Source organism: Frateuria terrea, from assembly GCF_900115705.1.
Lineage (GTDB): Bacteria > Pseudomonadota > Gammaproteobacteria > Xanthomonadales > Rhodanobacteraceae > Frateuria_A > Frateuria_A terrea.
The window spans coordinates 420,081-445,658 of the sequence record NZ_FOXL01000003.1 but is presented as its reverse complement, the minus strand read 5'-3'; the positions used below and the strand labels follow the sequence as shown (position 1 = coordinate 445,658).

The following is a 25,578-nucleotide window of genomic DNA, read 5'->3' as shown; positions in this document are numbered from 1 at the left end:
CTGACCGTATCCCGGGGTAACAGGAAAGCGTCTTTCGTTGGTATCCGGTGTGCTGGCCGTCGTGCCCTGCCACTTGGTTTTTACATGACTCGTCTAATGGGTCGATCTGGGGAGATCTTTCGATGAATAAGCGTTACATGTCGCGCGGGGCCCTGCCTCGTCGCACTGCACTGACGGTGGCGATGGCCATGGGCCTCGGCTTTACCGGCCTCGCCCTCGGCCAGGCCACCACCGGCAGCATCTTCGGTACCGCGCCGGTGGCTGCCGGCGAAACCGTCGTGGTCCAGGGCGCCAGTGGCGCCACCCGCGAAGTGACCGTCGACGCCAGTGGCCGTTATTCGGTCAACGGGCTGCCGGTCGGTCGCTACACGGTCAGCCTTCGCAAGGATGGCCAGGTGCTCGCCACGCAGGACAACGTCACCGTTTCGCCGGGTGGCGGTACCAACGTGCCCTTCGCCGCCGCCGCGAGCGCGGAAAATGCACAGAACCTCGGCGCCGTGCAGGTCGTGGCCAGCGCGCTGCCCGCCATCGACGTGACCAGCGTCAACTCCAGCACTATCATCACCGCGGCCGACCTGGCCAAGCTGCCGGTGCAGCGCAGCGCCGAGTCGATTGCGCTGCTGGCTCCCAGCACGGTCCGTGGTAGCGGTTACTTCGCCAATGGCGGCAATGCGATCGCCTTCGGCGGTTCGAGCGTGTCCGAGAACGCTTACTACGTGAACGGCTACAACACGGGCGAGCCGTACAAGAACATCGGCGGTTTCCAGCTGCCTTATGGCGCGATCGACCAGCAGGAAACGCTGACCGGTGGCTACAGCGCCAAGTACGGCCGTTCCGATGGTGGCGTGATCAACCAGATCGGCAAGCGCGGCACCAACGAGTGGCATTTCGGTGGCCAGGTCGTCTGGCAGCCGCGCTACCTCGAAGCCAGCCCGCGGAACAACTACTACGGACATCCGGCTATCCCGGCGCCGGTGGGTGGCGCACCGTTCCAGCTGCAGAGTCCTGATCTCCCGGGCACGTTGCGCCAGTACCGCAACGACAACAAGGAGTGGGAGACCGTCTACTCCGCCTACATCGGTGGTCCGCTGATCAAGGACAAGCTGTTCATGTTCTTGGCGGCTGAGACCAGCAAGACGCAGAGCACGGACGTCCAGAACACCGATACCAGCAAGGTCGCCTACAACACCGACAAGAACACGAAGTTCTACGGCAAGTTGGACTGGAACATCACCGACAACAACGTGCTCGAGCTGACCGCGTTGAAGAACCGCCAGAGCTACGGTACCGGCCGGACCTACGACTTCGACTATGACACTCTGCAGTCGGGGGCTTTCGTCACCAACAATGACGTAAGCAAGGACAACGCGCAGTTCTACGTTGGCCACTTCACCAGCTACATCACCGATAACGCCACGCTGAGCATCCTGTACGGCAAGGCGAAGTTCCAGGATCCGACGATCTACGGCAACACCAGCCCGTTGCCGTTCATTTCGCGTCCGTACAACGAGAACCCGGCCTTCCTGCCCCCCGGTACCAGCGACCTCGGTATCAACAACAATCAGACCAATACGACCTGGTCGTCGAACGCGGCGACGAACAACACTCATGGTCTGCGCGTTGACTTTGATTACAAGCTTGGCGACCACGACCTGTCGGTCGGTATCGACAATATGTCCTACGGTGCCAAGAACCAGGGTCCGTCGTTCGTCAATCCGAGCAACCCTGCGCAGAACTTCTACTGGCGCTACCTGATCAGCAAGACGGGCGAGCACTATGTGCAGACACGTCAGGTTGGCTGGCAGACCAGCATGACCATGACGCAGAAGGCCTACTACCTGCAGGACGCCTGGCAGATCAGCCCCACGTTCCTGCTGAACGTCGGCATCCGCAACGACCACTTCACCAACAACAACGACCAGGGCATCGCCTTCGTCGACGAAAAGAACCAGTGGGAACCGCGTATCGGCGCCAGCTGGGACGTCAACGGCGACTCGAGCTTCAAGATCTATGGCAACGTGGGCCGCTACTACCTCGCGCTGCCGGACAACGCAGCCGAGCGTGCGGCCAACGTCTCGACCTACCTTACCCAGAACTTCGACTACACCGGCATCGACCCGGCCACCGGCGAACCGACCGGTCTGACCCCGCGCAACGACAGCACCGGTGGTGCGATTGTCTCGCCGGACGGCGAGCAGGGCCTGCCCAAGGACCCGCAGCAAGTCACCGCTCGCAACCTCAAGCCCGAGTACGTGGACGAGTTCATCCTGGGCTTCGACAAGCAGCTGAACGAGCAGTGGAACTACGGTGCCAAGGCGATGTGGCGTGATCTGAAGGCCGCCATCGACGACGAGTGCTCGCCGGGCCGCATCGACGCCAAGATGACCAGCATGGGCATCGATACCACCAACTACTATGATTCGCTGTACGGTGCGTCCTACTGCCGCCTGTTCAATCCCGGTCAGACCAACACCATGTTGGTCAGGGGCAATGCCGGCAGCGGCGCGCCCGACCAGCTCGTTTCGATGAGCACGAAGGACTGGGGCTTCGATCGCGGTGCGGTTCGCAAGATCGGTTCGTTGAACCTGTACATGGAGCATCCGTTCGACGGCAAGTGGCAGGCTCGCATCGACTACACCTGGAGCCGCGGCTTCGGCAACACGGAAGGCCAGGTGCGTTCCGACTTCGGCCAGGGCGACGTGTCCAAGACCGAAGATTGGGATTCGGCCGAGCTGATGCAGGGCCAGTACGGCGAACTGTTCAACGTCCGCAAGCACCAGATCCGCCTCCGCGGCAACTACCAGGTCACGCCGGAATGGCTGGTGTCCGCCACCATGCTGGCCCAGTCCGGTGTTGCCAAGGAGTGCCTGGGCTATTACGGCCCGGATGCCAGCGGCGACCCGACCGGCTATAACAACGGCGGTTCGGGCAACTATCACTGGTGCGCGGGCAAGATTGTCCATCCGGGCGATCCGGGCCATACGCCGTGGACCTTCCCGCTCAACCTCGGCATCCATTACACGCCGGCGTTTGCGGACCACAAGCTGGCCTTCAACATGGACATCTTCAACGCGTTCAACCAGCAGCGTGGCATCCAGTATGACCCGGCCGGTGAGGCGGGCGACCACGTGATCAACAACACCTACAACCAGCCGATCTTCTATGAAGAACCGCGCATGGTGCGTCTGTCGGTGTCTTACGACTACTGATAGTTCGGGCTGACCTCAGCCATGAAGCCACCGGTCGAAAGGCCGGTGGTTTTTTCTTTGGAGCGAGCCAATCTGGCCAGGCCAGGCTTTCCCGCATTGGGGGCAAGGGTCATGCCATCCCTTGGTCTCTAGTCGAGTCGACTCAGCAGAAATCGGTATCGTCTAGCGAGGTAACTGAGCAGCCGCCTGCGGCGAGCGCCTCACGCAAGGGTTCCAACTGCAGGGCGTAATCGCGCCAACGGCCGAGCCCCTTCATGTGAATTGACTCCCGCACCTGCGCACTACTGCGGGTTGCGACGGGATCTGCATTCCGCTCCGGGCGCAGGCAAGCTTCCTCGACCTCCAGCCCGCAGTGAGACAGCACTTGCCTTACGACCGTCTCGGGACTGCGAACCAGTGAGGCATAAGACACGTCCAGCATGGCGCCTGGCAGCGTCTCGTGCCAATGCTTCACCAAGCGGGTGTACAGGAGGTAATAGTGGGCCAACGCCTTGAGATCGTAGCTGTAGGGCGAAATGTTGCCGAACATGGCCTTGAAGTTAGAAAAGCACGTGTCCATGGGATCCCGAACCATATGCAGGACCGGTGCATGGGGCAATGCGCGGCGGATAAAAGCGACGAGCTGGATGTTTCCCGGCAGCTTGTCGACATAGAACCGTCGTCCGCGTGCCATCCATTGGGTCTGCTTTAAATAGCGCAGGCCGAGTTGCTCGAAATCAATGTCATCACCTTGCCTCGCAATGCGCAACAGGCTGCCGTCATTTGCAGGGACGACATCTGCAACCCAATGCAACTGCCGCCAGAAGTCGACGATTTCGCCCGCAGAAGCCACTTGAGAATGGCTGGAGAGAATTCGGTCCAGCAGGGTAGTGCCGGAGCGAGGCATGCCAACAATGAAGATGGGCGTAGGACCTTCTGGGCGCACGGGTTCGGCGGTTCCCTGTCGAGGGAGCGTCATGTGGACCAGCGCATCCACTGTCGCCTCCTCCATATCTGCACGATAGGGATTGAGCCTATGCATCAAGGCATTGCACCGTGATAACGCCTGCCAGGCCTGCTCAGGGCGATCGAGGTCGTCCAGCGTCTTGAAGACGGCGTATTCGAATTCAGCGCGAACAAGCGCTTGGCCGGGATCTTCCGGCCGCTCGGGCAATAGCTGCAGCTGCTCCAACAGCTGCGGCAGGCGATGTACATCGGGTCGCTGCTTGCGCAGGTCGACGAGGGTTGCGGCTGCCTCGCCGTATTGGGGCCATCGTCGGAGACACTCTTCCAACACGGAGCATGCGGCCTCGGAGCGACCATTGAAATGGAGCAGCATGCCGTGCAGTCGCATTTCACCGGGCCCGTCCGCTCCTGCTTCAACCGCTTTCTCGATCAATGCAAGCGCTTCTCGAAACTGACCAAGCATGAGACGCAGATTTGCCTGGACCACCCGCAATGGGGCTGGGGGGTTCGGCGCCTGCTCGAGCATGTCGAGACAGGCGCGGGCCGCATTGGTTTGACCGCGCGCGATCAAGTGCTGCGTAAGGTCGGTGATGAGGGGCGCATCCCGCGGGAGGCACCTCATCGCCTGCAGCAGCGGCCGTGTCGAGGCTTGTAATTGGCCCTGTCTGAACAACGTGTCGGCAAGCCTGATACTCGAAGCCAAATCATTTGGTGCCTGCCGTACGATGGCTTCGAGCACCGTTTGCGCGCCCTGCCAATCCTGGTCGTCCATATGAGCCTTTGCACGTTGGCGAAGGCCATCGAGAAGTATTGAATCGCGCGAAATGGTCATGAGGCGATGATACCCGTGACCAGGCCGCGCCCTCAGTCCGTGTGCAGCTCCGCCACGAAATCGTAGATGTCGCCGCGATACCAAGAGCTGGTGAACTCCACCACGCGGCCGTCGTCGAGAAAGCTGCGTCGCTCGATGCTCAGGCCGGCGCTGCCGGTGGCCACGTGCAGCAGGCGGGCGTGCTGGGCGCCCAGGGACACGGCGCGCAGACGCTGCAGCGCGCGGCGGGGACGGCAGTTGCGTCGTTCCAGCGCCTCGTAGAGCGAATCGCGCACCAGCATCGGGTCGGGCAGCACGCTCGCCGGCACCACGCTGCGCTCGATCGCAAGCGGCTCGTCGCCAGCGTAGCGCACGCGGTGCAGGCGCACCACCGCCGCACCGGGCGACAGGTTCATCGCCATCGCTTCTTCCGGCGTCACCTCGCCGATGCCGCGCTCGAAGAACTCCGAACGCGGGTTCAGGCCACGCGCGCGCAGGTCCTCGGTGAAGCTGGTCAGCCGCGACATCGGCTTGACGATGCGCTCGGCGACAAAAGTGCCGGCACCGTGGCGCTGCGTGAGCAAGCCTTCCTCGACGAGGCCGGCGATCGCCTTGCGCACGGTGACGCGCGACAGGCCGAGCGCCTGCGAAAGGTCCCGCTCGCTCGGCAGCGCCTGGCCAGGTTCGATATCGCGGTGCTCCACCACGGTGCGGATCGCCCGGCGCAGGCGCAGGTAGGCTAGCGGCTGGCGCGTCTGCGGGCTTTCGCAAAGGCGGCGGTATTCGGCGGCGAGCGCGGTTTCCATACCGAAGACGATACCAATCACAAACCATTTACGGCAAGCAGCCATGCAAACGTATGCATGGTCTCTATCCGGGGCTGCACCATCTGGTATTTCACTGGTACCATCGTGCCGACCACGGCGGATGGCTCCCTCCGCCACCCCAAAAGCGCAATCGAGGTGAACCGTGACGGCTTCCCCCCTGCCCGTCGACCCGTTCGACCTGGTGATCTTCGGCGGCACCGGCGACCTGGCGCTGCGCAAGCTGCTGCCGGCGATGTTCCATCGTTTCGTCGACGGCCAGGTGCCTGCGGCCAGCCGCATCATCGGCGTGGCGCGCGAAGGGCTGGACGATGCCGGCTACCGCAGCCTGGTGCGCGACGTGCTCGCCGATGGCGGCGGTGCGAGCGACCGCATCGAGGCGTTCCTGCCGCTGCTGCGCTACCTGCCGCTGGATGCGCGCAAGGACGAGGGCTGGGAAGCTTTCGCCGCGCTGGTGGACGAGCAGCCCGAACACATCCGCGTGTTCTATCTCTCGACCTCGCCGGAGCTTTTCGTCGACATCTGCAACCGACTCGGCTCGCACGGCCTCAACGGACCGAACTCCCGGGTCGTGCTGGAAAAGCCGATCGGCCGCGACCTGGCCAGCGCCATGTGCATCATCGAGGCGGTCGGGCGCGTGTTCTCCGAGACGCAGACCTTCCGCATCGACCACTACCTCGGCAAGGAGACGGTACAGAACCTGCTGGCGCTGCGCTTCGGCAACGCGCTTTTCGAACCGTTGTGGAACGCCGGCCACATCGACCACGTGCAGATCACCGTGGCCGAAACGCTCGGCCTGGGCCGCCGCGCCGGCTACTACGATCGCGCCGGCGCGTTGCGCGACATGGTGCAGAACCACATGCTGCAGCTGTTGTGCATGGTCGCGATGGAACCGCCGGCCTCGCTCGCGCCCGACGCCGTGCGCGACGAAAAGCTCAAGGTGCTGCATGCGCTCAAACCGGTCGACATGCGCAACGTCGCGCAACTGACGGTGCGTGGCCAGTACAAGGCGGGCGCGATCGACGGCGAGCGCGTGCCGGGCTACCTGGAGGAGCTGGACGATGGCCACTCCAACACCGAGACCTTCGTCGCGCTGAAGGCGGAAATCGCCAACTGGCGCTGGGCCGGCGTGCCGTTCTACCTGCGCACCGGCAAGCGGCTGGCCACACGGCTGTCGGAGATCGTGGTGGCGTTCAAGTCCGTACCGCATTCGATCTTCGACGCTTCCGCCGGCCCTCTGGCGCACAACCGGCTGGTGCTGCGGCTGCAGCCGGACGAGGGCGTCAAGCTGTGGCTGACGATCAAGCACCCCGGCCCCGGCGGCCTGCGCCTGCGCCACGTGCCGCTGGACATGAGCTTCGCCGAAGCCTTCGGCGTGCAACAGCCGGACGCCTATGAGCGCCTGCTGCTGGACGTGGTGCGCGGCAACCCGACGTTGTTCATGCGTCGGGACGAAGTCGAGGCCGCCTGGCGCTGGATCGACCCGATCCTGGCCGCCTGGGGCGCCGCTGGCGAGCCGCCACGTCCGTACGCAGCGGGCAGCTGGGGCCCGAGCGCGGCGGTGGCGCTGATCGAGCGCGATGGCCGCACCTGGAACGAGGACAGCGAGTAGACGCGGCGCTTCACCCGGTGCCGGCAGCGATCTCCCGACACTGTCGAACCCAGCCACCGCCAGCGCGCCCATGACCACCTCGCTCAACCTGACCATCTACGATTTCACCGACAGCCACGCGCTCGCCACCGCGTTGGCCGCGCGTGTCGCCGACCGCCTGCGGGCGGGCCTGCTCGAGCGCGGCTTCGCAGTGCTGGCGGTGTCCGGCGGGCGCACCCCGCTGCAGTTCTTCGACCTGCTTGCGCGGGCGACGCTGGACTGGTCCAAGGTGCAGGTCACGCTGGTCGACGAGCGCTGGGTGGATGAGCGCGATCCGCGCTCGAACGCGCGCATGGTGCGCGAACATCTGCTGCAGGCCGCCGCGGCGTCCGCGCGGTTCGCGCCGTTGTACACGGGCGCCGCCACGCCCGAGGAAGGCCAGGCCGAAGCCGCCCGGCGCGTGCACGCGCTGCCGTTGCCGTTCGATGCGGTGATGCTTGGCATGGGCCCGGATGGCCACACCGCCTCGTTCTTCCCCGGTGGCGACCAACTCGCGGCCGCGCTGGATCCGAATCTGCCCACTGGCGTGCTGCCGATGCGCGCGCCCGGCGCGGGCGAGCCGCGCATCACGCTGACCCTGCCCACCCTGCTCCAGACACGCCACCTGTTCCTGCACATCGAGGGCGAGGACAAGCGCGAAGTGCTGGCCCGGGCCCGGCTGGGTCTGGGCGAGGCCGCGCACTATCCGGTGCGCGCCGTGCTGGAACGTTCGCCGGTGCCGGTGGACGTGTACTGGTGTCCCTAGATTTGCCGTTGATCGGCTGCCCCGCGCCTGCGTGGCCGGCACCCTGGAGGTTTTTGCAATGAATCCGCTGCACCCCGTCCTCGCCGAAGTCACTGCGCGCATCATCGAGCGCAGCCGTGACAGTCGCGCGGCCTACCTGGCACGGATCGACGCCGCCGCGGGCGGCGAGGGTCCGCACCGCGCGCAGCTCTCCTGCGGCAACCTCGCTCACGGCTTCGCCGGCTGCAGCGCGCCGGACAAGGCCGCGCTGCGTGAAGGGCGCGCGGCCAACCTGGGCATCGTCACCGCCTACAACGACATGCTCTCGGCGCATCGGCCCTACGAGCGCTACCCGGCACTGATCCGCGACATTGCGCGCGAGCTGGGTGCCACCGCGCAGGTCGCCGGCGGCGTGCCGGCGATGTGCGACGGCATCACCCAGGGCCGCGCGGGCATGGAGCTGTCGCTGTTCTCGCGCGACGTGATCGCAATGGCCACCGCGGTGGCGCTCTCGCACGACATGTTCGACGGCGGCCTTTACCTGGGCATCTGCGACAAAATCGTGCCCGGCCTGCTGATCGGTGCGCTGAGCTTCGGCCACCTGCCCGGCGCCTTCGTGCCGTCCGGGCCGATGCCCAGCGGCATCCCCAACGAGCAGAAGTCGAAAGTGCGCCAGGCCTATGCCGAGGGCAAGGCGACGCGCGAGGAGCTGCTCGAAGCCGAGGCTGCCTCCTACCACAGCCCAGGCACCTGCACGTTCTACGGCACCGCCAACTCCAACCAGATGCTGATGGAGATCATGGGCCTGCAGCTGCCGGGATCGAGCTTCGTCACGCCCGATACGCCGCTGCGCGACGCGTTGACCCGCGCAGCCGTAGAGGCGGTAATCGCCAACGCCGCGCCCGCCACCCGCCTGCCGCTGGGCCACATCGTCGACGAGCGGGCCATCGTCAACGGCGTGGTCGGCCTGCACGCGACCGGTGGTTCGACCAACCACCTGCTGCACCTGGTTGCGATGGCGCGTGCCGCGGGCATCGTGTTGAGCTGGGACGACTTCGACGCACTGTCGTCGGTGGTGCCGCTGCTGGCGCGCGTGTACCCCAACGGCTACGCCGACGTGAACCAGTTCCACCAGGCCGGCGGCATGGCTTTCCTGATCGACCAGCTGCTCGATGCCGGCTTGCTGCACGCGGATGTGCAGACGCTCGCCGGCAAGGGGCTGGCCGCGTACACCCTCGTGCCGGAGCTCAATGACGCAGGCCATCTCGCGTGGCGGCCGGTCGGCAAGGAGAGCGGCAACCGCGGCGTACTGCGCGGCGCGGACGAGCCGTTCCGCGCCGACGGTGGCCTGCGCCTGCTCGACGGCAACCTGGGCCGCGCAGTGATCAAGGTGTCCGCGGTGCCCGACGACCGGCTGGTGATCGAAGCGCCCGCGGTCGTGTTCGACGATCAGGACGCGGTGCGCGTCGCTTTCGAGCGCGGCGAACTCAATCGCGATTTCGTCGCGGTGGTGCGTTTCCAGGGCCCGCAGGCGATCGGCATGCCGGAACTGCACAAGCTCACCCCGACGCTCGCCGTGTTGCAGGATCGTGGCCACCGCATCGCGCTGGTCACCGACGGGCGCATGTCCGGCGCCTCCGGCCGCGTGCCGGCGGCGATCCACGTCACGCCGGAAGCGGCCGCCGGCGGTCCGCTGGCACGCGTGCGCGATGGCGACATGCTCCGCCTGGACTGCACCAGCGGCCGCCTCGAGGTGCTGGTGGACGCCGCCGAGTTCGCCACCCGCGTGCCAGAGGCAGGGAGCCAGGAGACCCACCAGGCCGGTACCGGCCGCGACCTCTTTGCGCTGTTCCGCCACAACGCCATGAACGCCGACCTCGGCGCCGGAGTGCTCTGATGAACCAGGCCGACAGGCAGCAACAGATCGAGCGTGCGATGTGCCTGGCGCCGGTGATTCCGGTGGTGGTCATCGAGGACGCGCGCGCCGCGGTGCCGATGGCGCGCGCGCTGGTCGCCGGCGGCGTGCCGGCGATCGAGGTCACCCTGCGCACGGCGGCGGCGCTCGAGGCCGTGCGCGCGATTGCCGCGGAGGTGGAAGGCGCGGTGGTCGGCGTCGGCACGGTACTGGGCGAGGCGGACCTGCTCACGGCATACGATGCCGGTGCCCGCTTCGCGGTGTCGCCCGGCGCGACCGCGCGGTTGCTCGATGCGGCCGAGCAGATCCCGCTGCCATTGCTGCCCGGCGCGGCTACCGCCAGCGAGGCGATGGCGCTGCTCGAACGCGGCTACCGCCACCTGAAGTTCTTTCCGGCCGTGCCGGCCGGCGGCGCCAGGCTGCTTGCCGCCTGGGCCGGCCCGTTGCCGCAGTTGCGTTTCTGCCCCACCGGCGGCATCAGCGTGGCCAGCGCCGTCGATTTCCTGGCGCTGCCCAACGTGTTGTGCGTGGGCGGGTCCTGGCTGACGCCGGCAGACAGGTTGGCCACCGGTGACTGGGCCGGCATCGAGCAACTCGCCCGCGCGGCCGCAAGCCTTCGGCCCTGAGTCCAGCCCGAAGCCCTCTCCCGGGAATGAGGTGAGGGTTCGGGCTACTGGTATACAAGTCGCGGAACGCGAGCTGCCCCCGCCCTTGCGTTCACCGTTCGTGCGGCGGCAACGCCCCGACACGTGCGACCAGTTCCCGCTGGGCCGCCCGTTCCACCGGCTTGTACGTGACTGTCGTCGTTGCCGGATGGCGCCCGAGGCAGTTGCCGTTGTTCCAGTCGCGCGCCGGCCGAACCGGTCGCGGCACGAAGCCGCCGCCACAATTCGGGCAGACGCCTTCCAGCACCCGCTCCACGCAGTCGCGACAGAAGGTGCATTCGAACGAACAGATGCAGGCCTCGGTCGATGCCGGCGGCAAGGGCATGTTGCAGTGTTCGCAGGTCGGGCGCAGTTCGAGCATCGGGAAGCTCCCTGGAAGGCGCCATCATCCAATGAAGCAGGCCGGCCGGGCTTGCTCCTCTGGTTACCGCCATGCGGAGGGTCGCACCCTCGCGCGACTCGCAGCCAGCTGCGAGCGTGCCGGTATCCTTGTCGTTTTTCATCCGGATCCCATCATGCCCTTTCTCCTGGCCGCGGCGCTGTGCAGCGTGCTGGTCTCGGTCCTGCTCAAGCTGGCCCGTCGCCTGGATGTCGACATAGGCCAGGCGATCGCGTGGAACTACGTGGTCGCCGTGGCGGCGAGCACCCTGGCCTTTGCGCCTGCGCCAGCGACCCTGCGGGCGGCGACGGCCGCGTGGCCGGCGCTGCTGGGCCTGGGCCTGCTGCTGCCGACCATCTTCCTGGCACTGGCCGGTTCGGTACGCCATGCCGGCATCGTGCGCTCGGAGGTAGCCCAGCGGCTGTCGCTGCTCATCTCGTTGCTGGCGGCCTTCGCACTGTTCGGCGAGCCGCTGAGCATGGCCAAGGGCGGGGGCATCGCCGCCGGCTTTGCGGCGCTGGTCGGCCTGGTGTGGCGGCCCTCCGCCAGCGCTGGCGAGATGGATGCCGGTGCCGCTCGCTGGGTCTATCCGTTGCTGGTGTTCATCGGCTTCGGCGTGATCGACGTGCTGTTCAAGCGCGTGGCCCAGGCCGGCGTGCCACTGGGCGCCGCATTGTTGGCGATGTTCGTGCTGGCGCTGCTGGTCTCGCTGGTCCTGCAGGGTTGGCGGCTGGCGCGTGGCCAGGCGCGCCTGGGTGGACGAAGCCTCGCGGCCGGCCTGCTGCTGGGGATGCTCAACTTCGGCAACATCCTGTTCTACCTGCGGGCGCACCAGGCGCTGCCCGGGCGGCCGACACTGGTGTTCGCAGGCATGAACCTGGGTGTGGTGGCGCTGGGCGCGCTGGCGGGCATGGCGGTGTTCCGCGAGCGGCTTTCACGCTTCAACGTGGCGGGCCTGGCCCTGGCGATACTGGCGATCGCGTTGCTGGCGCGGGGTTAGCCCGGCGGCGGCAGGCGGCACGCAACCCATCCGGTCATCGTCGCCTTGCGGGCAGGATCGCACGGCGCGTGACTTCTGGGGTATGAACGACCGCCAGGGCGCGCCTATGCTGGGCGCTTCCATGTGCTCCGTGAGGTCTTTCCATGCGCAAGCTCTCCCTGGTCGCGGCGCTCACCGCGTTGCTGCTCGCCCCCGGCGCGTTCGCCGCGGACAAGGCCAAGCCGGCTTCCGACGAGGCCAAGCCCGAGGCCACGCTGGTGCAGCCGCACAGTGCCCAGAGCAGCGGTTCGGTGAGCGTCGAGGGCAAGCGCATCGACTACAAGGCCGTCGCCGGCACGCTGGTACTGCACGAGCACGGCGACGACAGCGACGAGCCGACCGTGAGCATGTTCTACGCCGCCTATTTCAAGCAGGGGGCGGACCCGGCCAAGCGGCCGATCACCTTCATCTACAACGGCGGCCCGGGCTCGGCCACGGTGTGGCTGCACATGGGCGCCTTCGGCCCCCGGCGCGTGGTCACCAGCGACGACAGTCATACGCCGGCGGCGCCCTACGGCCTGGTCAACAACGACTACAGCCTGCTCGATGCTTCGGACCTGGTGTTCATCGATGCACCGGGCGCGGGCTTCTCGCGGCTGATCGCCGACGAGAAGGACAAGGCCAAGCGCGACGAGCAGATGGACAAGCGCAAGAAGGCCATCTACGGCGTCGATGGCGACGGCCACGCCTTCGCGCAGTTCGTCACCCGGTTCCTGTCCAGATACGACCGCTGGAATTCGCCCAAGTACCTGTTCGGCGAGAGCTACGGCACCACCCGTTCGGCGGTGCTGGCGAACATCCTGGAGAACGACGACAGCGTCGATCTCAACGGTGTCATCCTGCTTTCGCAGATCCTCTCCTTCGACACCAGCATCGATGGCCCCGAATTCAACCCGGGCGTCGACATGCCCTACGCCCTGGCGCTGCCGACGTTCGCCGCCACCGCGTACTACCACCACAAGCTGCCGCAGCCGCCGGCGCAGCTCGAGCCGTTCCTGCACGAGGTCGAGCAGTACGCGCTGGGCGAGTACGCCAGCGCGCTGATGCAGGGCGCGCGCCTCGATGACGCGCGCAAGCGGGCGGTTGCCGAGAAGCTGCACCAGTACACCGGCCTGCCGGTCGACTACCTGCTCAAGGCCAACCTGCGCGTTACCGGCGGCATGTTCGAGCACGAGTTGCAGTTCGACGGCGGGCTCACCACCGGCCGCCTGGACAGCCGCTTCTCGGGTCCTGCGATCGATCCGCTGGCCAAGGATTCGGAGTACGACCCGCAGTCCTCGGCGATCAGCTCGGCGTACGTGGCGGTCTTCAACGACTACGTGCGGCGGCAACTGAAGTTCGGTGACGGCATGCGCTACCGGCTGTATGCCGACATCGACCACTGGGACTTCTCGCACAAGGCGCCGGGCGCGCACGGCGAGGCCCTGCAGCAGTCGACCAACGTCATGCCCGACCTCGCGATGGCGATGAAGACCAACCCGGAACTCAAGGTCTTCCTCAATGGTGGCTACTACGACCTGGCCACACCCTATTTCGCGGCGCAGTACGAGATGAACCACCTGCCGATCCCGGCGACGCTGGAAAAGAACATCTCCTACGCCTGGTATCCCTCCGGGCATATGGTCTACGCGCACGAGGACTCCCTGAAGAAGCTGCACGACAACGTGGCGCGCTTCATCGAGCAGACCGACAACGTGAAGTGAATCCTTCCCTCTGCCTCGGGTAGAGGAGGGCGCAAGGGGGAGAGGATCCGGGCAAGGGCGGGCATCCCGCGCCGGCCCAGCCCTCCCCGGTCCCTCTCCCGAGGCGGCGAGGCTTTGCGTTGCACGCTTGCTATGCTCCCGACGACCGGACCCGAGCGAAGAAGCATGCGCGCCCTGATCGACCGCTACATCGACGCCTACAACCGCCTGGACGTGGAAGGCATGCTGTCCACGCTGCATCCGCAGGTGACCTTCCAGAACATCACCGCCGGCGTCACCACGGTACGCACGCAGGGCATCGAGGAATTCCGGCAACTGGCGCAGAGCACGCTGCCGCTGTTCGCCCGGCGCCGCCAGACGGTCACCCGCTACAGCGAGAAGAACGGCGTGGCCGACGTGGGCATCGCGTTCGAAGGCGTCTTCGCGCTGGACCTGCCCAACGGCGCGCGCGCCGGGCAGGCGATCGCGCTGGACGGGCGCAGCGAATTCCGCATGCACGACGGTTTGCTGACCCACGTCGCCGACATCAGCGACTGACGCCGCCGCTTCTCACATCGCCAGGCCGACGCGGTGCGGCTCGCTGCCGGCGCGCCGCAGCAAGGCGTTGCGCCAGCGCTGCTGGGTGGCGCCCTCGGCCTGCTGCAGGAACTGCGGCTTGTTCGCCACCAGCGCGGCCACCGGCACGCCGTCCTCGTACAGCACGCGGGTACCAGCCAGCGCAGGCAGCTTGTCGCCGGCGAGCACGGTACCGACCAGGTTGAGCGGATCGCTGCCGCTGACGCAGACCAGCTGCTGCGCGGGCTCTCGCTGACGTACCCCGCGCAGGCCGCCGATTGCTTCGGGCAACGCGAACTGTTCGCCGACCAGACCCTCCACGAACCGCCCGCCGCGGATCTCGCCGCGGGCCTCCAGCCGGTGGTACACGCGCAGCAGCTCGCGCCAGGAGGGCAGCCACGGGGCTTCGCGCTCGAGCAGCTTCCAGAACACGACCCCGTAGCGGCGAAGCAGAACGCGTGCCACGTGTTCTGCTTCAGCTGGATCGGAGCGGCGCGAAGCGCCTGCTTTGCTTCCTCTTCCCTCCGGGACGAGGATTGAGGCAAGGGGCCGGCCTTGCGCGGAGTTCCCGACGAAGCTGCCGGCAAGCCCCTCCCCCTCGCCCGACCCCTTCAAGGCCGCCTTCCCCCCGGAGGGGAGAAGGAAGGGGCGCGCCAGCGACCAGCGCCCGGCGTCCTCGATCTCGCTCAACGCGTGCCGCCGCGCGCGGCGGTGCGGGCGCGACTCGCGCTTGGCCGCAGGCAGAAGCAGCGCACGCAGGCCGGCGAAGCTGTCGGCGGTGACACAGCCGGCGGCGACCAATTCACCGAGCGCATTCTCGAGCTCGGTGCGCAGCAAGTGCGTGGCGTCGAGCAACTCGTCGAAGAACAGCGCGCCATGGCTGGCCAGCGTATCGGCGACCGCCTGGGCTCGCGATGAAAGCAACTGCTCCTGCGTCTGCTCCCCCGCGGCAACGGACGACCAGAGGGGCATCTGGCGGCGCGGCAGCAGCACGATCGGCGTGGCGCGCACGGGCCCGGCGCTGCCGCCGCCGGCGCGCAGCCGGTTCCAGCCGAACCGGCCGGCGCGGCACAGCTCATCCAGCCAGCGGCTGGCGTAGTCGCCCACGCGCGAGGGCAGCAGTTCGGACTCCCAGGCACCGGCGGCAGCCTCGTAGCCTTCGAGCTGGTGCAGCGTGGCGATCAGGCCGTCGGGGCCTTCCAGTCGCGTGTCGGGCGTGAGGTGTTGCCAGTCGGCCAGGAAGCGCATCAGGTCGCGGCGGCTGACCGGTTCGATCTCGCGGCGCAGGCGCCCGATGGTGTAGCGATGGATGCGCGCGAGCAGGTGGCGTTCGCACCACTCGATGGCCGGCGCGTCCGGGGTGAAGCGGCCCTGCATGACATAGCCTTCCGACTGCAGGCGCAGCAGGGCCGGCTCGACGTCCGCTGGATCGACGGCGAGCGAGGCGGCCAGCGCCGCGGGCGTGATCGGGCCCAGGCCGCCCAGGCGGCGGCGGACCAGTTCGAGCAGGGCGTCTTCGCGGGTCCACGGCTGGGCGGCGTAGTCGGGCGGGGCGCTGATCGGTGGATGCAGCGTGGCGTTTGCGTGGATGACCTGCCACAGGGGCAGCACCTCCGCGGCGACCCACACGCTCTCGACCCGTCTCCCCTCTGGGCAGAAGGTGGCCACGAAAGGGTCGGATGAGGGGCCGGGGCTCGCGGGGAGGCCTGCCGTTTCTTTTGGGGGGGTGCCCGGCAAGCGCGATCCCTCAGCCCAACCCTCTGCCCGGGGGGGAGCGGGAGCTGAGTCCGAGGCGATCGCGAAACGCGTGGCGCGGTGATGCTTGGCGAGCGCGTCCAGGCGTTCCCGCCATCCAGCGTTGCCGGCCACTTCGTCGTCCGTGACGAACCCCAGCAATGTCAGCGCCTCGTGCATCTCGTCGCCACTGCGCACCTGCGGCCAGGCCTCCTCGCGCACGGCGGCGATCGCATCAGGGTCGAGCCGGCCCAGGTCGTCGGCGTCCTCTGCGTTCCAGCGACGGTTCTGCACCGCCTGCGTGCGGCGCTCCTCCAGCGGTGCGTCGTCGAGGTAGGCGTACGGCGCGGCCGAGAGCACTTCGGAGGCGAGCGGGCTGGGGCCGGTGAGGTCGCGCGCGACCACCTGGATCGCGCCCGTCTCGAAGCCGCGCAGGATGCGCAGCAGGCCGTCGACGTCCATCGCCTCACGCAGGCAGTCGTGCAGGGTCTGACTGACCAGCGGGTGGTCCGGGATCTGGCGCTCGCCGACGATGTTCTCCAGGCAGGCGACCTGGTCGGGAAAGACGGTGGCGAGCAGGTCCTCGCTCTTCATGCGCTGGATCTGCGGCGGCGTCTTCTTGCCGCCGGTGTAGCGTGGCAGCGCCAGCGCGGTGACCGCGTTCCAGCGCCAGCGCGCGGGGAACAGCGGTGCATCCAGCAGCGCCTGGACCAGCACGTGCTCGGCGGAGTTCGAGTGCAGGTAGCGGGCGACCTCCTCCAGCGGAAAGCTGTGGCTGGTCGAGAGCGACAGCACGATCGCGTCCTCGGTCGCCGCCGCCTGCAGTTCGAAATTGAACTGGCGGCAGAAACGCTTGCGCAGCGCCAGGCCCCAGGCGCGGTTGATGCGGCTGCCGAACGGGGTATGGATCACCAGCTGGGTGCCGCCCGATTCGTCGAAGAACCGCTCGAACACGATCGTGTGCTGGGTGGGCAGCACGCCGAGCGCGACCTTGGCGCGGTGCAGGTAGTCGGCCAGCTGCTGCGCGGCCGCCTCGCTCATGCCGAGCGTCGCGCGCAGCCACGCCACTGCTGCGGCGACACCTCCGGCATCCAGGAGATTCGCGATCTCCTCCCGCAGGCGCGCCACGCCGAAGGAAAGCTCGTCGCTGCGCCCGGGCGCCTCGCCCAGCCAGAACGGGATGCTCGGCGGTGCGCCGTGCGCGTCTTCCACGCGCAGGCGGTCGCGCTCCACGCGCTGGATGCGGTAGCTGGTGTTGCCCAGCTGGAACACGTCCCCGGCCAGGCTCTCGACGGCGAAATCCTCGTTGACCGAACCGACGATCGTCGATTGCGGCTCCAGTACCACCAGGTAATCGGCCGTGTCCGGGATGGTGCCGCCGGAGGTCACTGCGGTCAGCCGCGCGTTGCGCCGTGCGCGCAGCTGACGATGCACGGCGTCGCGGTGGATATACGCCGCACGTGGCCCGCGACGTGTGCTGAAGCCCTCGGAGAGCATGCGCACGATGGCGTCGAACTGCTCGCGTGGCAGCTCGCGGTAAGGATGCGCACCGCGCACCAGCGCATACAGCGCGTCCTCGTCCCACTCCTGGCAGGCGACTTCGGCGACGATCTGCTGGGCCAGCACGTCGAGCGGCTGCACCGGCTGCACCAGCGCATCGAGTTCGCCGCGGCGCACGCAATCGAGCAACGCGGCGCATTCGAGCAGGTCGTCGCGGCTGGTCGGGAACAATCGCGCCTTGGGCGTGCCGCTGACCGCGTGGCCCGAGCGGCCGGCACGCTGCAGGAAAGCGGCGATGGAACGCGGCGAGGCGAGCTGGCAGACCAGGTCGACGTCGCCGATGTCGATGCCCAGTTCCAGCGACGCGGTGGCGACCAGCAGCTTGAGCTCGCCGCGCTTGAGGCGTTGTTCGGCATCCAGCCGCAATTCCTTGGCCAGGCTGCCATGGTGTGCGGCGACCGCCTCCCGGCCCAGCCGCTCGGCGAGGTGGCGCGCGGCGCGCTCGGCCATGCGGCGGGTGTTGACGAAGACCAGCGTGGTGCGGTGTTCGCGGGCGAGCTCGGCGAGGCGATCGTAGACGGTGCCCCAGGTGTCGTTGGACATCACCGCTTCGAGCGGGACCGGCGGGACTTCGATGGCCAGATCGCGGCGGCGGGTGTGGCCCACGTCGACGATTGCGCAGCGCGATGGATCCTTCTCCTCCGTACTTGATGAGAGCCCGGGGAGACGGTGGCCCGAAGGGTCGGATGAGGGGCCGGGGCTCGCGCGGGAGCCGGCTGCAGTTTGCTCTTGGGTGGATCTGGGCAAGCGCGGCCCCTCACCCCCAGCCTCTCCCCGAAGGGGAGCAGAAGCGCGCGCTCCGACCAGGAAGCGCGCTACTTCCCCGATCGGCTTCTGCGTCGCCGACAAGCCGATCCGCTGCAGCGGCCGCTGGCACAGCGACTCCAGCCGCTCCAGCGACAAGGCCAGGTGCGTGCCGCGCTTGGAATTGGCCAGCGCATGGATCTCGTCGACGATCACCGCGCGCGTGCTCCTGAGCATCGCCCGTCCCGAGGCCGAACCGAGCAGCACGTACAGCGACTCGGGCGTGGTGACCAGGATGTGCGGGCTGACCTTGCGCATCAGCGCGCGCTCGGCCTGCGGCGTGTCGCCGGTGCGCACGGCCGTGCGGATGGCCACGTCGGGCAGGCCTTCGGCGGCGAGCTCGGCACGAATGCCCTCCAGCGGCGCCTCCAGGTTGATGTGGATGTCGTTGGACAAAGCCTTCAGCGGCGAGACGTAGACCACGCGCGTTTCATCCGGCAGCTCACCGCCGTGGGCCACGCCTTCGCGCACCAATACGTCGATCGCTGCGAGAAAGGCGGTCAGCGTCTTGCCCGAACCGGTCGGTGCCGCCACCAGCGTATGGCGGCCCGCGCGGATGTTCGGCCACGCGCCGGCCTGCGCCGCGGTGGGCGCGGGGAAGCTGCGCTGGAACCAGCGGGCGACGGCGGGATGGAAGTGTTCGAGCGGCATGGCGGCTTCCGGCGATGGCGGCGGCGCTAAGCCCATAATATGGGGACGGCCGTCTCATCCTTCGAGCCTGGTCAGGATGCCGCCGGCCGGCTAGGTTAGCGGCTGGCGGGTGGCAAGGCAGGCGCGTGGACGCAAGGCAGGCAAGCGGGGGCAAGCTCGATTGGCTGATCGCGGCCGACGGCCGGCGGCTATGCCTGCACGACTGGCCGCTGGCCGGCGCGCAGGCGGGCGTGCTGTTCGTGCATGGCCTGGGCGAGCACGCCGGCCGCTACGGTGCGCTGGCGGCATGGTTCAACGCACGCGGCTATGCGGTGCGCAGCTACGACCAGCGCGGCCACGGCCGGTCACCCGGCCAGCGCGGCGCACTGTCGAGACCGCTGGAGCTGCTGGAAGACCTTGCGCAGGTGTACGGGCGCTTCGCCGCCATGCTGGAGGCACCAACGCTGGTGCTGGGCCACAGCATGGGCGGGCTGGTCGCGCTTCGCGCCGTGCTGGATGGTTATGTGGTTCCCCGCGCGCTGGTGCTGTCCTCGCCGGCGTTGCGCACCTGGACGCCGGCCTGGGAGCAGGTCATGGCCAGGCGGCTGGCCCGGATACTGCCGAACCTTCCGCTGCGCAGCGGCCTGCCGTTCGAAGCGCTCTCGCAAGAGGCGGCGGTGGTCGCGGCGTACCGGCACGATCCGCTGCGCTCGGGCTGGATCACCCCGCGGCTGGCCCGCTTCATTTTCGAGAGCGGGCCGCACTGCATCGCACGGGCGGCGCAACTGGCGGTGCCGACGTTGTTGCTGGCGGCGGGCGCGGACCGCCTGGTCGATGTCGCCGGCAGCCGTGCGTTCGCCACTGCCGCCGAGGCTGGCGGCTGGCTGACCACGCGGCTGTTCGACGGGCTGTTCCACGAATTGTTCAACGAAGCCCAACCGGCACGCGGCGAAGTGCTCGCGCAGCTGTCGTGGTGGCTGCAGGTACAAGGTTTGCCCTGAAGCCCCCTTCCGGAGGAGGACTTCAGGGGCGCCGTGCCGCTGCTGCAACGATCGGTCGGCTCAGGCCCCGGGCTTGCGGCCGTCCTTGTCCTTGGGCTCGCAGGGCGAATGGCCACAGCCGCAGGGTCCGTCGGCCGGCTCGTTCACTGTCTGGCGGCAATGGTCCGAGCAGTAGGTGTCGCCGACGGGCACGGTGCAGCGACAGGCCGGATGGGCGCAGCGCTGATTGGCGGTGGCGTTCATGGCATCAGTGCGCGTCGCTGCGCTTTTTGCCGCCCATGCCGGCGATCTGCTCGGCCATCTGCAAGTGCTCCTTGAGCGCCGGCAGGGTGGCGCTGGCGAACTGCTTGAGATCCGGGTCGGTGCCGTTCTGGCTCTCCATGCGGAACATCTTGATCGCCTTGCGGTGGTCCTTGACCATCGCTTTCGCATACGCCTTGTCGAAGCTCGCGCCGCTCAGGGTCTTCAGGTGGTCGGCCTCCTGCTTCTGCATCGGCATCGGCGCGCTGGGCAGGGTGACCTGCTTGCGCTGGGCGATGCTGGTCAGCTGGTCGTTGGCCTTGGTGTGGTCGTCGATGATGCGCTGGGCCAGCTGCTTGACCTGGGCGGAGGACGTCTTGTCGAGCGCGATCCGGCCCGCCTGGATCTCTGCCAGGTTGGCGGTGGCGGCGTGGCGCATGAACATCGTGTCGTGGTTGCCCTTGGCCATGTGGTGGCTGGTGCTGTGGCCGGTGTCCCGGCTGCTGGCCGCGCTGGTACTGCTTTGCGCGAACGCCGTGCCGGCCAGGCCGCCCAGCAGCACTGCGCCCAGCAGCAGGCTGATGCGTCGCAGGGTCATGTCGTTCTCCTGGTGGATGGTGTGCGGCGTCCGCGCGTGGCGGCGGGCCGATCAGTCGTCTTCCTCGCTCTTTCGTTCCTGGCGGCCGGCCTTGGCCTGCTGTGCGCTGTCATTGCGCCGGCCGTGACTGGCTTCACCGCCCTTGCGGCCGATCGTGGCCATGTGCTCGCGATTGGAGCTCACCGCCTCGCCGCCTTTCTGGCCGGCGCGGCGTGCTTCCTCGGACGTGAACTGGTGGGCGTGGCCGCTGGCATGCGCGGCACGGCCACCCTCGCTGGCGATCTCGCGCTGGCGCTCCTCATCCATGCTGGCGAAGCCGCGCTTGCTGGTGCCGCTGCCTGGATTCTTGCTGGACATGTCGGTGCTCTCTTCTTCCGTTCGGGGGGGGACGTCGAGCAGTGGCCCGACGGCGCACCGCGTTGCGCGGCGGCTGCCGTGTGGTCGCAACATCCGTGCCATTGATGAAATGCGCCGAACGCCGCTATTACGTCTGCAACGTCGTCGACAGGCCGGATGCTGTCGTGCCTGCTCGGAAGCGGTCGCGGCAAAACTACAAAGCCGCTTGGAAAAAATGCCGCGACGGGCAGCTAGGGGCGGTGATGAACGCGTGGAGTGAGACTAGACGTTTGCCGCGGAAGCATCAGGCGAAAGGCGTCGATGGACGCACGGGTTTCGCCAGGGGAATCCACGCCTGACGCGGTGGATCGGCGCGGCGTGCCTGCCGCGGGGAGCCGGGGCTAGTTGAGCTCGGAGCGGCGCAGGGTCGGCTGCTCGGCAAGCAGGCCGCGGGCGAGCTCGGCGCAGCGCAGGCAGCCACTGCCGATCTGGTTGAGCACGGCCAGTACCTTGGCGTGGTCCTTGCGCTCGAGCATCAGCGCGGCAAGGTCGGTGCGCATCAGGATGACGTTGAGCGCGTTGTTGATCGCATCGACCACCGGTACGGGGTCGGCTCCCTGCACCTGCTCGACGGCCTCGCGTCGCTCGCGCTGCAGCAACACGGCGATCCAGGCGCCGACGTGTGCCAGCGCGGCACGCTCATCGGCCTTGAGCATGCGTGGACGGTACAGTGCCAGCCCCAGCGCCGCAGCGGGACGGCGGGCGCGCCGGCACGGCAGGGCAATGGCGCGCAGGTGTGCGCTGCCGCTGCGCTCGCGCGCATCGCTGCGTTCCACGGTGAGCGCCGAGCGCAGCGACTGCGCGGCCACGTGGCCGGCCAGCGCACGCGCCTCGCGCCGCGTGGGCGGCGGCGGCGGCAGCTGCCAGCAGTAGCGGCCCTGCCCGCTGGGCCGGTGTGGCGCCACCAGCAGGCAGACTTCGGCGTGCCATTGCAGGCTCACGTGCTGCAACAGGCGATCGATCGCCTGTCCCGCGGAGGAGGCGTCCAGCGCTTGCAACGTGGTCGGCAGCGGCAGGGGGATGGGGGTGATGGCGGAGCTGGCCGGTCGGGCGTTCATTTCATTCGCGGTCTTCATGCTGGTAACGCGACAGCTTGTTGTAGATCGTCTTGAGGCTGACCCCCAGCGCCTCGGCTGTCCGCGTCTTGTCGTTGTCGAAATGCGCAAGCGTGCGCAGGAGCATCTGTCTTTCCATTTCCTCGATGGTCATGCCAATGCGAAAGGGCATGCTGCCGTGCTCGTGGGCCTGGTGCAGCGGATGCTGCGGCGGCTGTGCGATCTGCATGTCCAGTTCGTCGCCGGACATCACCCAGGCGCGTTGCACCGCGTGCTTCAGCTCGCGCGCGTTGCCGGGCCAGTCGTAGTCAAGCAGCCGGCGGATCGCGTCCGGGGCAAAGCGGCGCTCGGTGCCGTAGCGCTGGTTGAGCCGGTCCAGGAAATGCTGGGCCAGCAGCGCGATGTCGCTGGGGTGTTCGCGCAACGGCGGCATCATCAGCGGAAAATCCATCAGGCGGTAATACAGGTCCGCGCGCAGCACGCCGTCGCGAACGGCCTGCAGCGGGTCGCGGTTGGTCGCCGCGATCACGCGTACGTCGACCGGTTTGCTGGCGCTGGCGCCCACCCGTGTGACGTCGCGCTCTTCCAGAACGCGCAGCAGGTGCGTCTGCAACTGCAGCGGCATCTCGGTGCATTCGTCCAGGAACAGCGTGCCGCCCTGCGCCTGCTCGAAGAACCCGGCGTGGTCCTTCACTGCCCCGGTGAAGCTGCCGCGTTCGTGGCCGAACAGCTGGCTGGTCAGCAGGTCCGGTGCGATGGCACCGCAGTTGACCGCGACGAAGCGGCCGCCGCGTTCGCTGTACTGGTGCAAGGCGCGCGCGGCCAGTTCCTTGCCGGTGCCGCTCTCGCCATGGATGAGCACGGTGACGTCCAGCGGGGCGACGCGGTGGATCTTTTCGAACAACCGTGCCATCACCGCGCTGGCGCCGATCAGCTCGCCGCAACGCTCGGTTGCAGCGTCCGACGCAGTGCGCAGTCGGGCGGCCGCGACGGCCTGGTCGAGCAGGCGGTTGAGCTGGGCGCCCTCGACCGGTTTGATCAGGTAATCGAGTACGGGAAGCTGCAGCGCTCGCACAGCGGTCTCCACCGTCGGATGTCCGGTCACCACCACGACCTGGCCCGTCTGCTGCGGATCCAGCCGGCCGATCAACTGCAGGCCGTCACCGTCGGGCAGCGACAGGTCCAGCAGCAACAGGTCGAAGCGTTCCTCGGCGGTCAGCTTGAGCGCGTGCGCGAGGGAGGCGGCGCCGGTCACGGTGCAGTCTTTGGTTTCGGCGAAAGCGGTTACCACGTCTAGGAATTGGGAATCGTCGTCAACAAGCAGTATGGAAGCGGTCTTCGGCACAATTTCACCGGAAGGGGGGTCAGCGACCCCGAGCTGTCGCGTGGAAGGATCGGTCGCGTCTGCGCGTCCGCGTATCCACGGCGACAGCCGCAGCTGTGCAGCGCTTGCCAGGTCGGCGTGGACAACACCGACGATGCCGCAAGCGAAGTGCAAGCTGCGTCGAAGAGATGTTCCCGGTTGTAAGGCTTGACTGACATGCGCCTGGCGTACGCCCCACGCGCGTAGCCGCGTAGCCGCTGCACCGCGCCTGCCGGCGTGCCGGGCAGGCAGGCGCGTGCAAGGCGTCAATGTCTGCTGCGTCCGCCGACGTCGCCGGTGCTGGGCGGCGTCGTGCCGGTGGTGCCCGTGCCGCCGACGGATGGCGGCGAAGCGGGGGTACCCGGCGATGCCTGCGCGCCACCCGAACTGCCGCGTCCCACGCGCAGATGGTTCTGGATGTCCTTGACACCGCCGAGGTCGTCGACGAGGTCCTCCGCTGCATGCTTCATCCAGCGCACGGGCACGCTGCCTTCCAGTGTGACCGTGCCCTGGCTCACCCTGACCTCGATGTCGCCGGCGTCGATGTCTGCATCGGTCAGGGTTTCGCAGGCCAGCTCGCGCAGGCGGTCGTCGCTGCGCTCGTAGCCGCGCGGCTGGGTGCCGCGGTACTGGCCGCGCTGGTCGCCCTCGTCGAACCAGTAGCGCTTGCCCTGCTGGCGGAAGCCGGCGCCGCCGTAGGTGTCGGTGTGGGCGTGCTGGCTGCCGCTGTCGCCACGGCCGGGCGAGTCGCGGCGTGCGCCGTAGCGTGGGCCGTCGTAGTCGTGTTCCTGTGTCCAGCTGGCGCGCCTGGCGTCGTTGCGGGCATCGTCGTGGTCGCTGCCCTGGCCGTAGGCGCGCTCGCTGTCGTAGCCGCTGTTGCTCTGGCCGTGCCGGCCGCGGCCGTAGTCGGGCTCGCTCCGCCACGCGCCGGCGTTGCGGCCGTAGCCGTGTGCGCGGCGGCGGTTGTCCTCGTCCTGGTAGCCCTCGACGAAGTGGCGTTCGGCGTGGGTGTCCAGGCCGTAGCGTGCATCGCCACGGGCGTCACGCGGGCGCGACTGCCGTTCCTCGTCGCCGCGGTAGCCGCCGCCGTAGCGGGCAGGCTGCTCGTCCCAGCGCGGTTCGCGCCCGCCTTCGTCATCCCGGCGCGGATGGGCGGCTCGCCAGGGATGCTTGGCGGCGTAATCGTCATCGTCGCCGTACGCACGCACCGGACGCTGCGCCTCGTAGGGGTCGCGTAGATTGCGCTCGCGGATGCGGTCGTCGCGGGTGCGGTAGCGGGAGCGTTCGTCGTCTTGGCTGTCGTCGTTGCGACTCATATCCTCTCCAGTGTCAGCAGGCGAAAAAATTGCAGCGGGCATGTCAACTTTTGCGTCAGTTGAGCCAGCAGCGCATGGGCGTGCCGGGGTCGCCGATGCGCGGTACCGGCACGCCGGGCTCGTGCGGATCGATCGCCGGCATATCCGGCTCGCGCGGCCTGGGCGCGCGCACCGGGTCGCCCGGGTCGTAGGGCTGCGGCGGCGTGGGATCCGGCGGCAGCGATTCGGGATCGCCGACCGGCTTGGACGGCACCATGCTGCCGGGCGGCATGCGCGGCACGCGGATCGGATTGACGAGCGGCGGGCAGGGCAGGAAGTGGTGCATGGGATGCCTCGTGAAGGAGGAACACCCCATGCCATACAAGCCACGTGCCAACCCTGAGCAGGCAGCGCCGGCGGGCCCGGCCGTGGGCGAGACGCTTGCAGCTTTTACCGGACGCGGCAGTTTTTACAGGCGTACG

At 68.1% G+C, this 25,578-nt stretch carries 19 protein-coding genes and 2 pseudogenes; 9 read left to right on the top strand and 12 right to left on the bottom strand.

The genetic code is table 11. The features are described from left to right. Positions 1-122 precede the first annotated feature (122 nt). The gene (locus BMZ38_RS05830) at positions 123-3,209 is read left to right on the top strand and encodes a TonB-dependent receptor (RefSeq protein WP_091335264.1); all 3,087 of its coding nucleotides are present in this window, start codon (positions 123-125) and stop codon (positions 3,207-3,209) included. A gap of 142 nt (positions 3,210-3,351) precedes the next feature. Here BMZ38_RS05830 and BMZ38_RS05825 read toward each other — a convergent pair whose 3' ends face one another. Together BMZ38_RS05825 and BMZ38_RS05820 are read right to left on the bottom strand one after the other, a co-directional pair. Further along, on the bottom strand, positions 3,352-4,986 hold the full coding sequence (locus BMZ38_RS05825; protein WP_245747192.1) for a tetratricopeptide repeat-containing sulfotransferase family protein: 1,635 nt from the start codon (positions 4,984-4,986) through the stop codon (positions 3,352-3,354). A gap of 32 nt (positions 4,987-5,018) precedes the next feature. After that, positions 5,019-5,771 (bottom strand): GntR family transcriptional regulator, encoded by a 753-nt coding sequence (locus BMZ38_RS05820; protein WP_091335260.1) that lies wholly within the window; start codon positions 5,769-5,771, stop codon positions 5,019-5,021. 163 nt (positions 5,772-5,934) lie between these two features. Between BMZ38_RS05820 and zwf the strand changes: the two genes are divergently transcribed. The 4 genes from zwf (at position 5,935) to eda (ending at position 10,705) form a co-directional block, all read left to right on the top strand. After that, positions 5,935-7,401 (top strand): glucose-6-phosphate dehydrogenase, encoded by a 1,467-nt coding sequence (gene zwf / locus BMZ38_RS05815; protein WP_091335259.1) that lies wholly within the window; start codon positions 5,935-5,937, stop codon positions 7,399-7,401. A gap of 70 nt (positions 7,402-7,471) precedes the next feature. Beyond that, complete coding sequence (gene pgl / locus BMZ38_RS05810) at positions 7,472-8,185, top strand: 6-phosphogluconolactonase (RefSeq protein ID WP_091335257.1); 714 nt, start codon at positions 7,472-7,474, stop codon at positions 8,183-8,185. 58 nt (positions 8,186-8,243) lie between these two features. Then, a complete protein-coding gene (gene edd / locus BMZ38_RS05805; RefSeq protein WP_091335255.1) occupies positions 8,244-10,061 on the top strand; it encodes a phosphogluconate dehydratase in 1,818 nt (605 codons plus the stop codon). Further along, positions 10,061-10,705, top strand: a complete 645-nt coding sequence (gene eda / locus BMZ38_RS05800; protein WP_091335253.1) for a bifunctional 4-hydroxy-2-oxoglutarate aldolase/2-dehydro-3-deoxy-phosphogluconate aldolase — start codon at positions 10,061-10,063, stop codon at positions 10,703-10,705. Before edd ends, eda begins: the two co-directional genes overlap by 1 nt. Positions 10,706-10,796: 91 nt before the next feature. Here the strand turns inward: eda and BMZ38_RS05795 are convergent, their stop codons facing one another. Further along, on the bottom strand, positions 10,797-11,105 hold the full coding sequence (locus tag BMZ38_RS05795; RefSeq protein WP_091335252.1) for a DUF1272 domain-containing protein: 309 nt from the start codon (positions 11,103-11,105) through the stop codon (positions 10,797-10,799). 154 nt (positions 11,106-11,259) lie between these two features. On the opposite strand from BMZ38_RS05795, the gene BMZ38_RS05790 reads away from it, so the two are divergent. The 3 genes from BMZ38_RS05790 to BMZ38_RS05780 all read left to right on the top strand — a co-directional run bounded on the left by BMZ38_RS05790 (position 11,260) and on the right by BMZ38_RS05780 (position 14,402). Beyond that, positions 11,260-12,123, top strand: a complete 864-nt coding sequence (locus BMZ38_RS05790) for a hypothetical protein (RefSeq protein WP_091335249.1) — start codon at positions 11,260-11,262, stop codon at positions 12,121-12,123. A gap of 143 nt (positions 12,124-12,266) precedes the next feature. Beyond that, complete coding sequence (locus BMZ38_RS05785) at positions 12,267-13,865, top strand: S10 family peptidase (RefSeq protein WP_091335246.1); 1,599 nt, start codon at positions 12,267-12,269, stop codon at positions 13,863-13,865. Positions 13,866-14,030: 165 nt separating this feature from the next. Beyond that, a complete protein-coding gene (locus BMZ38_RS05780) occupies positions 14,031-14,402 on the top strand; it encodes a nuclear transport factor 2 family protein (RefSeq protein ID WP_091335244.1) in 372 nt (123 codons plus the stop codon). A gap of 12 nt (positions 14,403-14,414) precedes the next feature. Here the strand turns inward: BMZ38_RS05780 and BMZ38_RS18180 are convergent. Beyond that, positions 14,415-16,046 (bottom strand): annotated as a pseudogene (locus BMZ38_RS18180) (Lhr family helicase); the annotation flags it as partial. A gap of 180 nt (positions 16,047-16,226) precedes the next feature. Beyond that, positions 16,227-19,169 (bottom strand): annotated as a pseudogene (locus BMZ38_RS18175) (DEAD/DEAH box helicase); the annotation flags it as partial. Between the two features lie 125 nt (positions 19,170-19,294). On the opposite strand from BMZ38_RS18175, the gene BMZ38_RS05770 reads away from it, so the two are divergent. After that, complete coding sequence (locus BMZ38_RS05770; protein WP_091335240.1) at positions 19,295-20,149, top strand: alpha/beta hydrolase; 855 nt, start codon at positions 19,295-19,297, stop codon at positions 20,147-20,149. A 60-nt stretch (positions 20,150-20,209) separates the two neighbouring features. On the opposite strand, the gene BMZ38_RS05765 is transcribed toward BMZ38_RS05770, so the two are convergent. The 7 genes from BMZ38_RS05765 to BMZ38_RS17710 all read right to left on the bottom strand — a co-directional run bounded on the left by BMZ38_RS05765 (position 20,210) and on the right by BMZ38_RS17710 (position 25,442). Further along, positions 20,210-20,392: a hypothetical protein gene (locus tag BMZ38_RS05765; RefSeq protein WP_091335239.1), complete on the bottom strand. Its 183-nt coding sequence runs from the start codon at positions 20,390-20,392 to the stop codon at positions 20,210-20,212. A 4-nt stretch (positions 20,393-20,396) separates the two neighbouring features. Continuing rightward, a complete protein-coding gene (locus tag BMZ38_RS05760) occupies positions 20,397-20,987 on the bottom strand; it encodes a DUF4142 domain-containing protein (RefSeq protein WP_091335235.1) in 591 nt (196 codons plus the stop codon). A gap of 51 nt (positions 20,988-21,038) precedes the next feature. Continuing rightward, positions 21,039-21,344, bottom strand: coding sequence for a KGG domain-containing protein (locus BMZ38_RS05755; RefSeq protein ID WP_091335232.1), 306 nt, complete (start codon positions 21,342-21,344; stop codon positions 21,039-21,041). A 380-nt stretch (positions 21,345-21,724) separates the two neighbouring features. Then, a complete protein-coding gene (locus BMZ38_RS05750) occupies positions 21,725-22,459 on the bottom strand; it encodes a hypothetical protein (protein ID WP_139202386.1) in 735 nt (244 codons plus the stop codon). After that, on the bottom strand, positions 22,443-23,783 hold the full coding sequence (locus BMZ38_RS05745; protein WP_281243880.1) for a sigma-54-dependent transcriptional regulator: 1,341 nt from the start codon (positions 23,781-23,783) through the stop codon (positions 22,443-22,445). Before BMZ38_RS05745 ends, BMZ38_RS05750 begins: the two co-directional genes overlap by 17 nt. A 284-nt stretch (positions 23,784-24,067) precedes the next feature. After that, the gene (locus BMZ38_RS05740) at positions 24,068-25,117 is read right to left on the bottom strand and encodes a BON domain-containing protein (protein WP_175483683.1); all 1,050 of its coding nucleotides are present in this window, start codon (positions 25,115-25,117) and stop codon (positions 24,068-24,070) included. Between the two features lie 55 nt (positions 25,118-25,172). Further along, positions 25,173-25,442 (bottom strand): hypothetical protein, encoded by a 270-nt coding sequence (locus tag BMZ38_RS17710; protein ID WP_175483682.1) that lies wholly within the window; start codon positions 25,440-25,442, stop codon positions 25,173-25,175. Positions 25,443-25,578 lie beyond the last annotated feature (136 nt).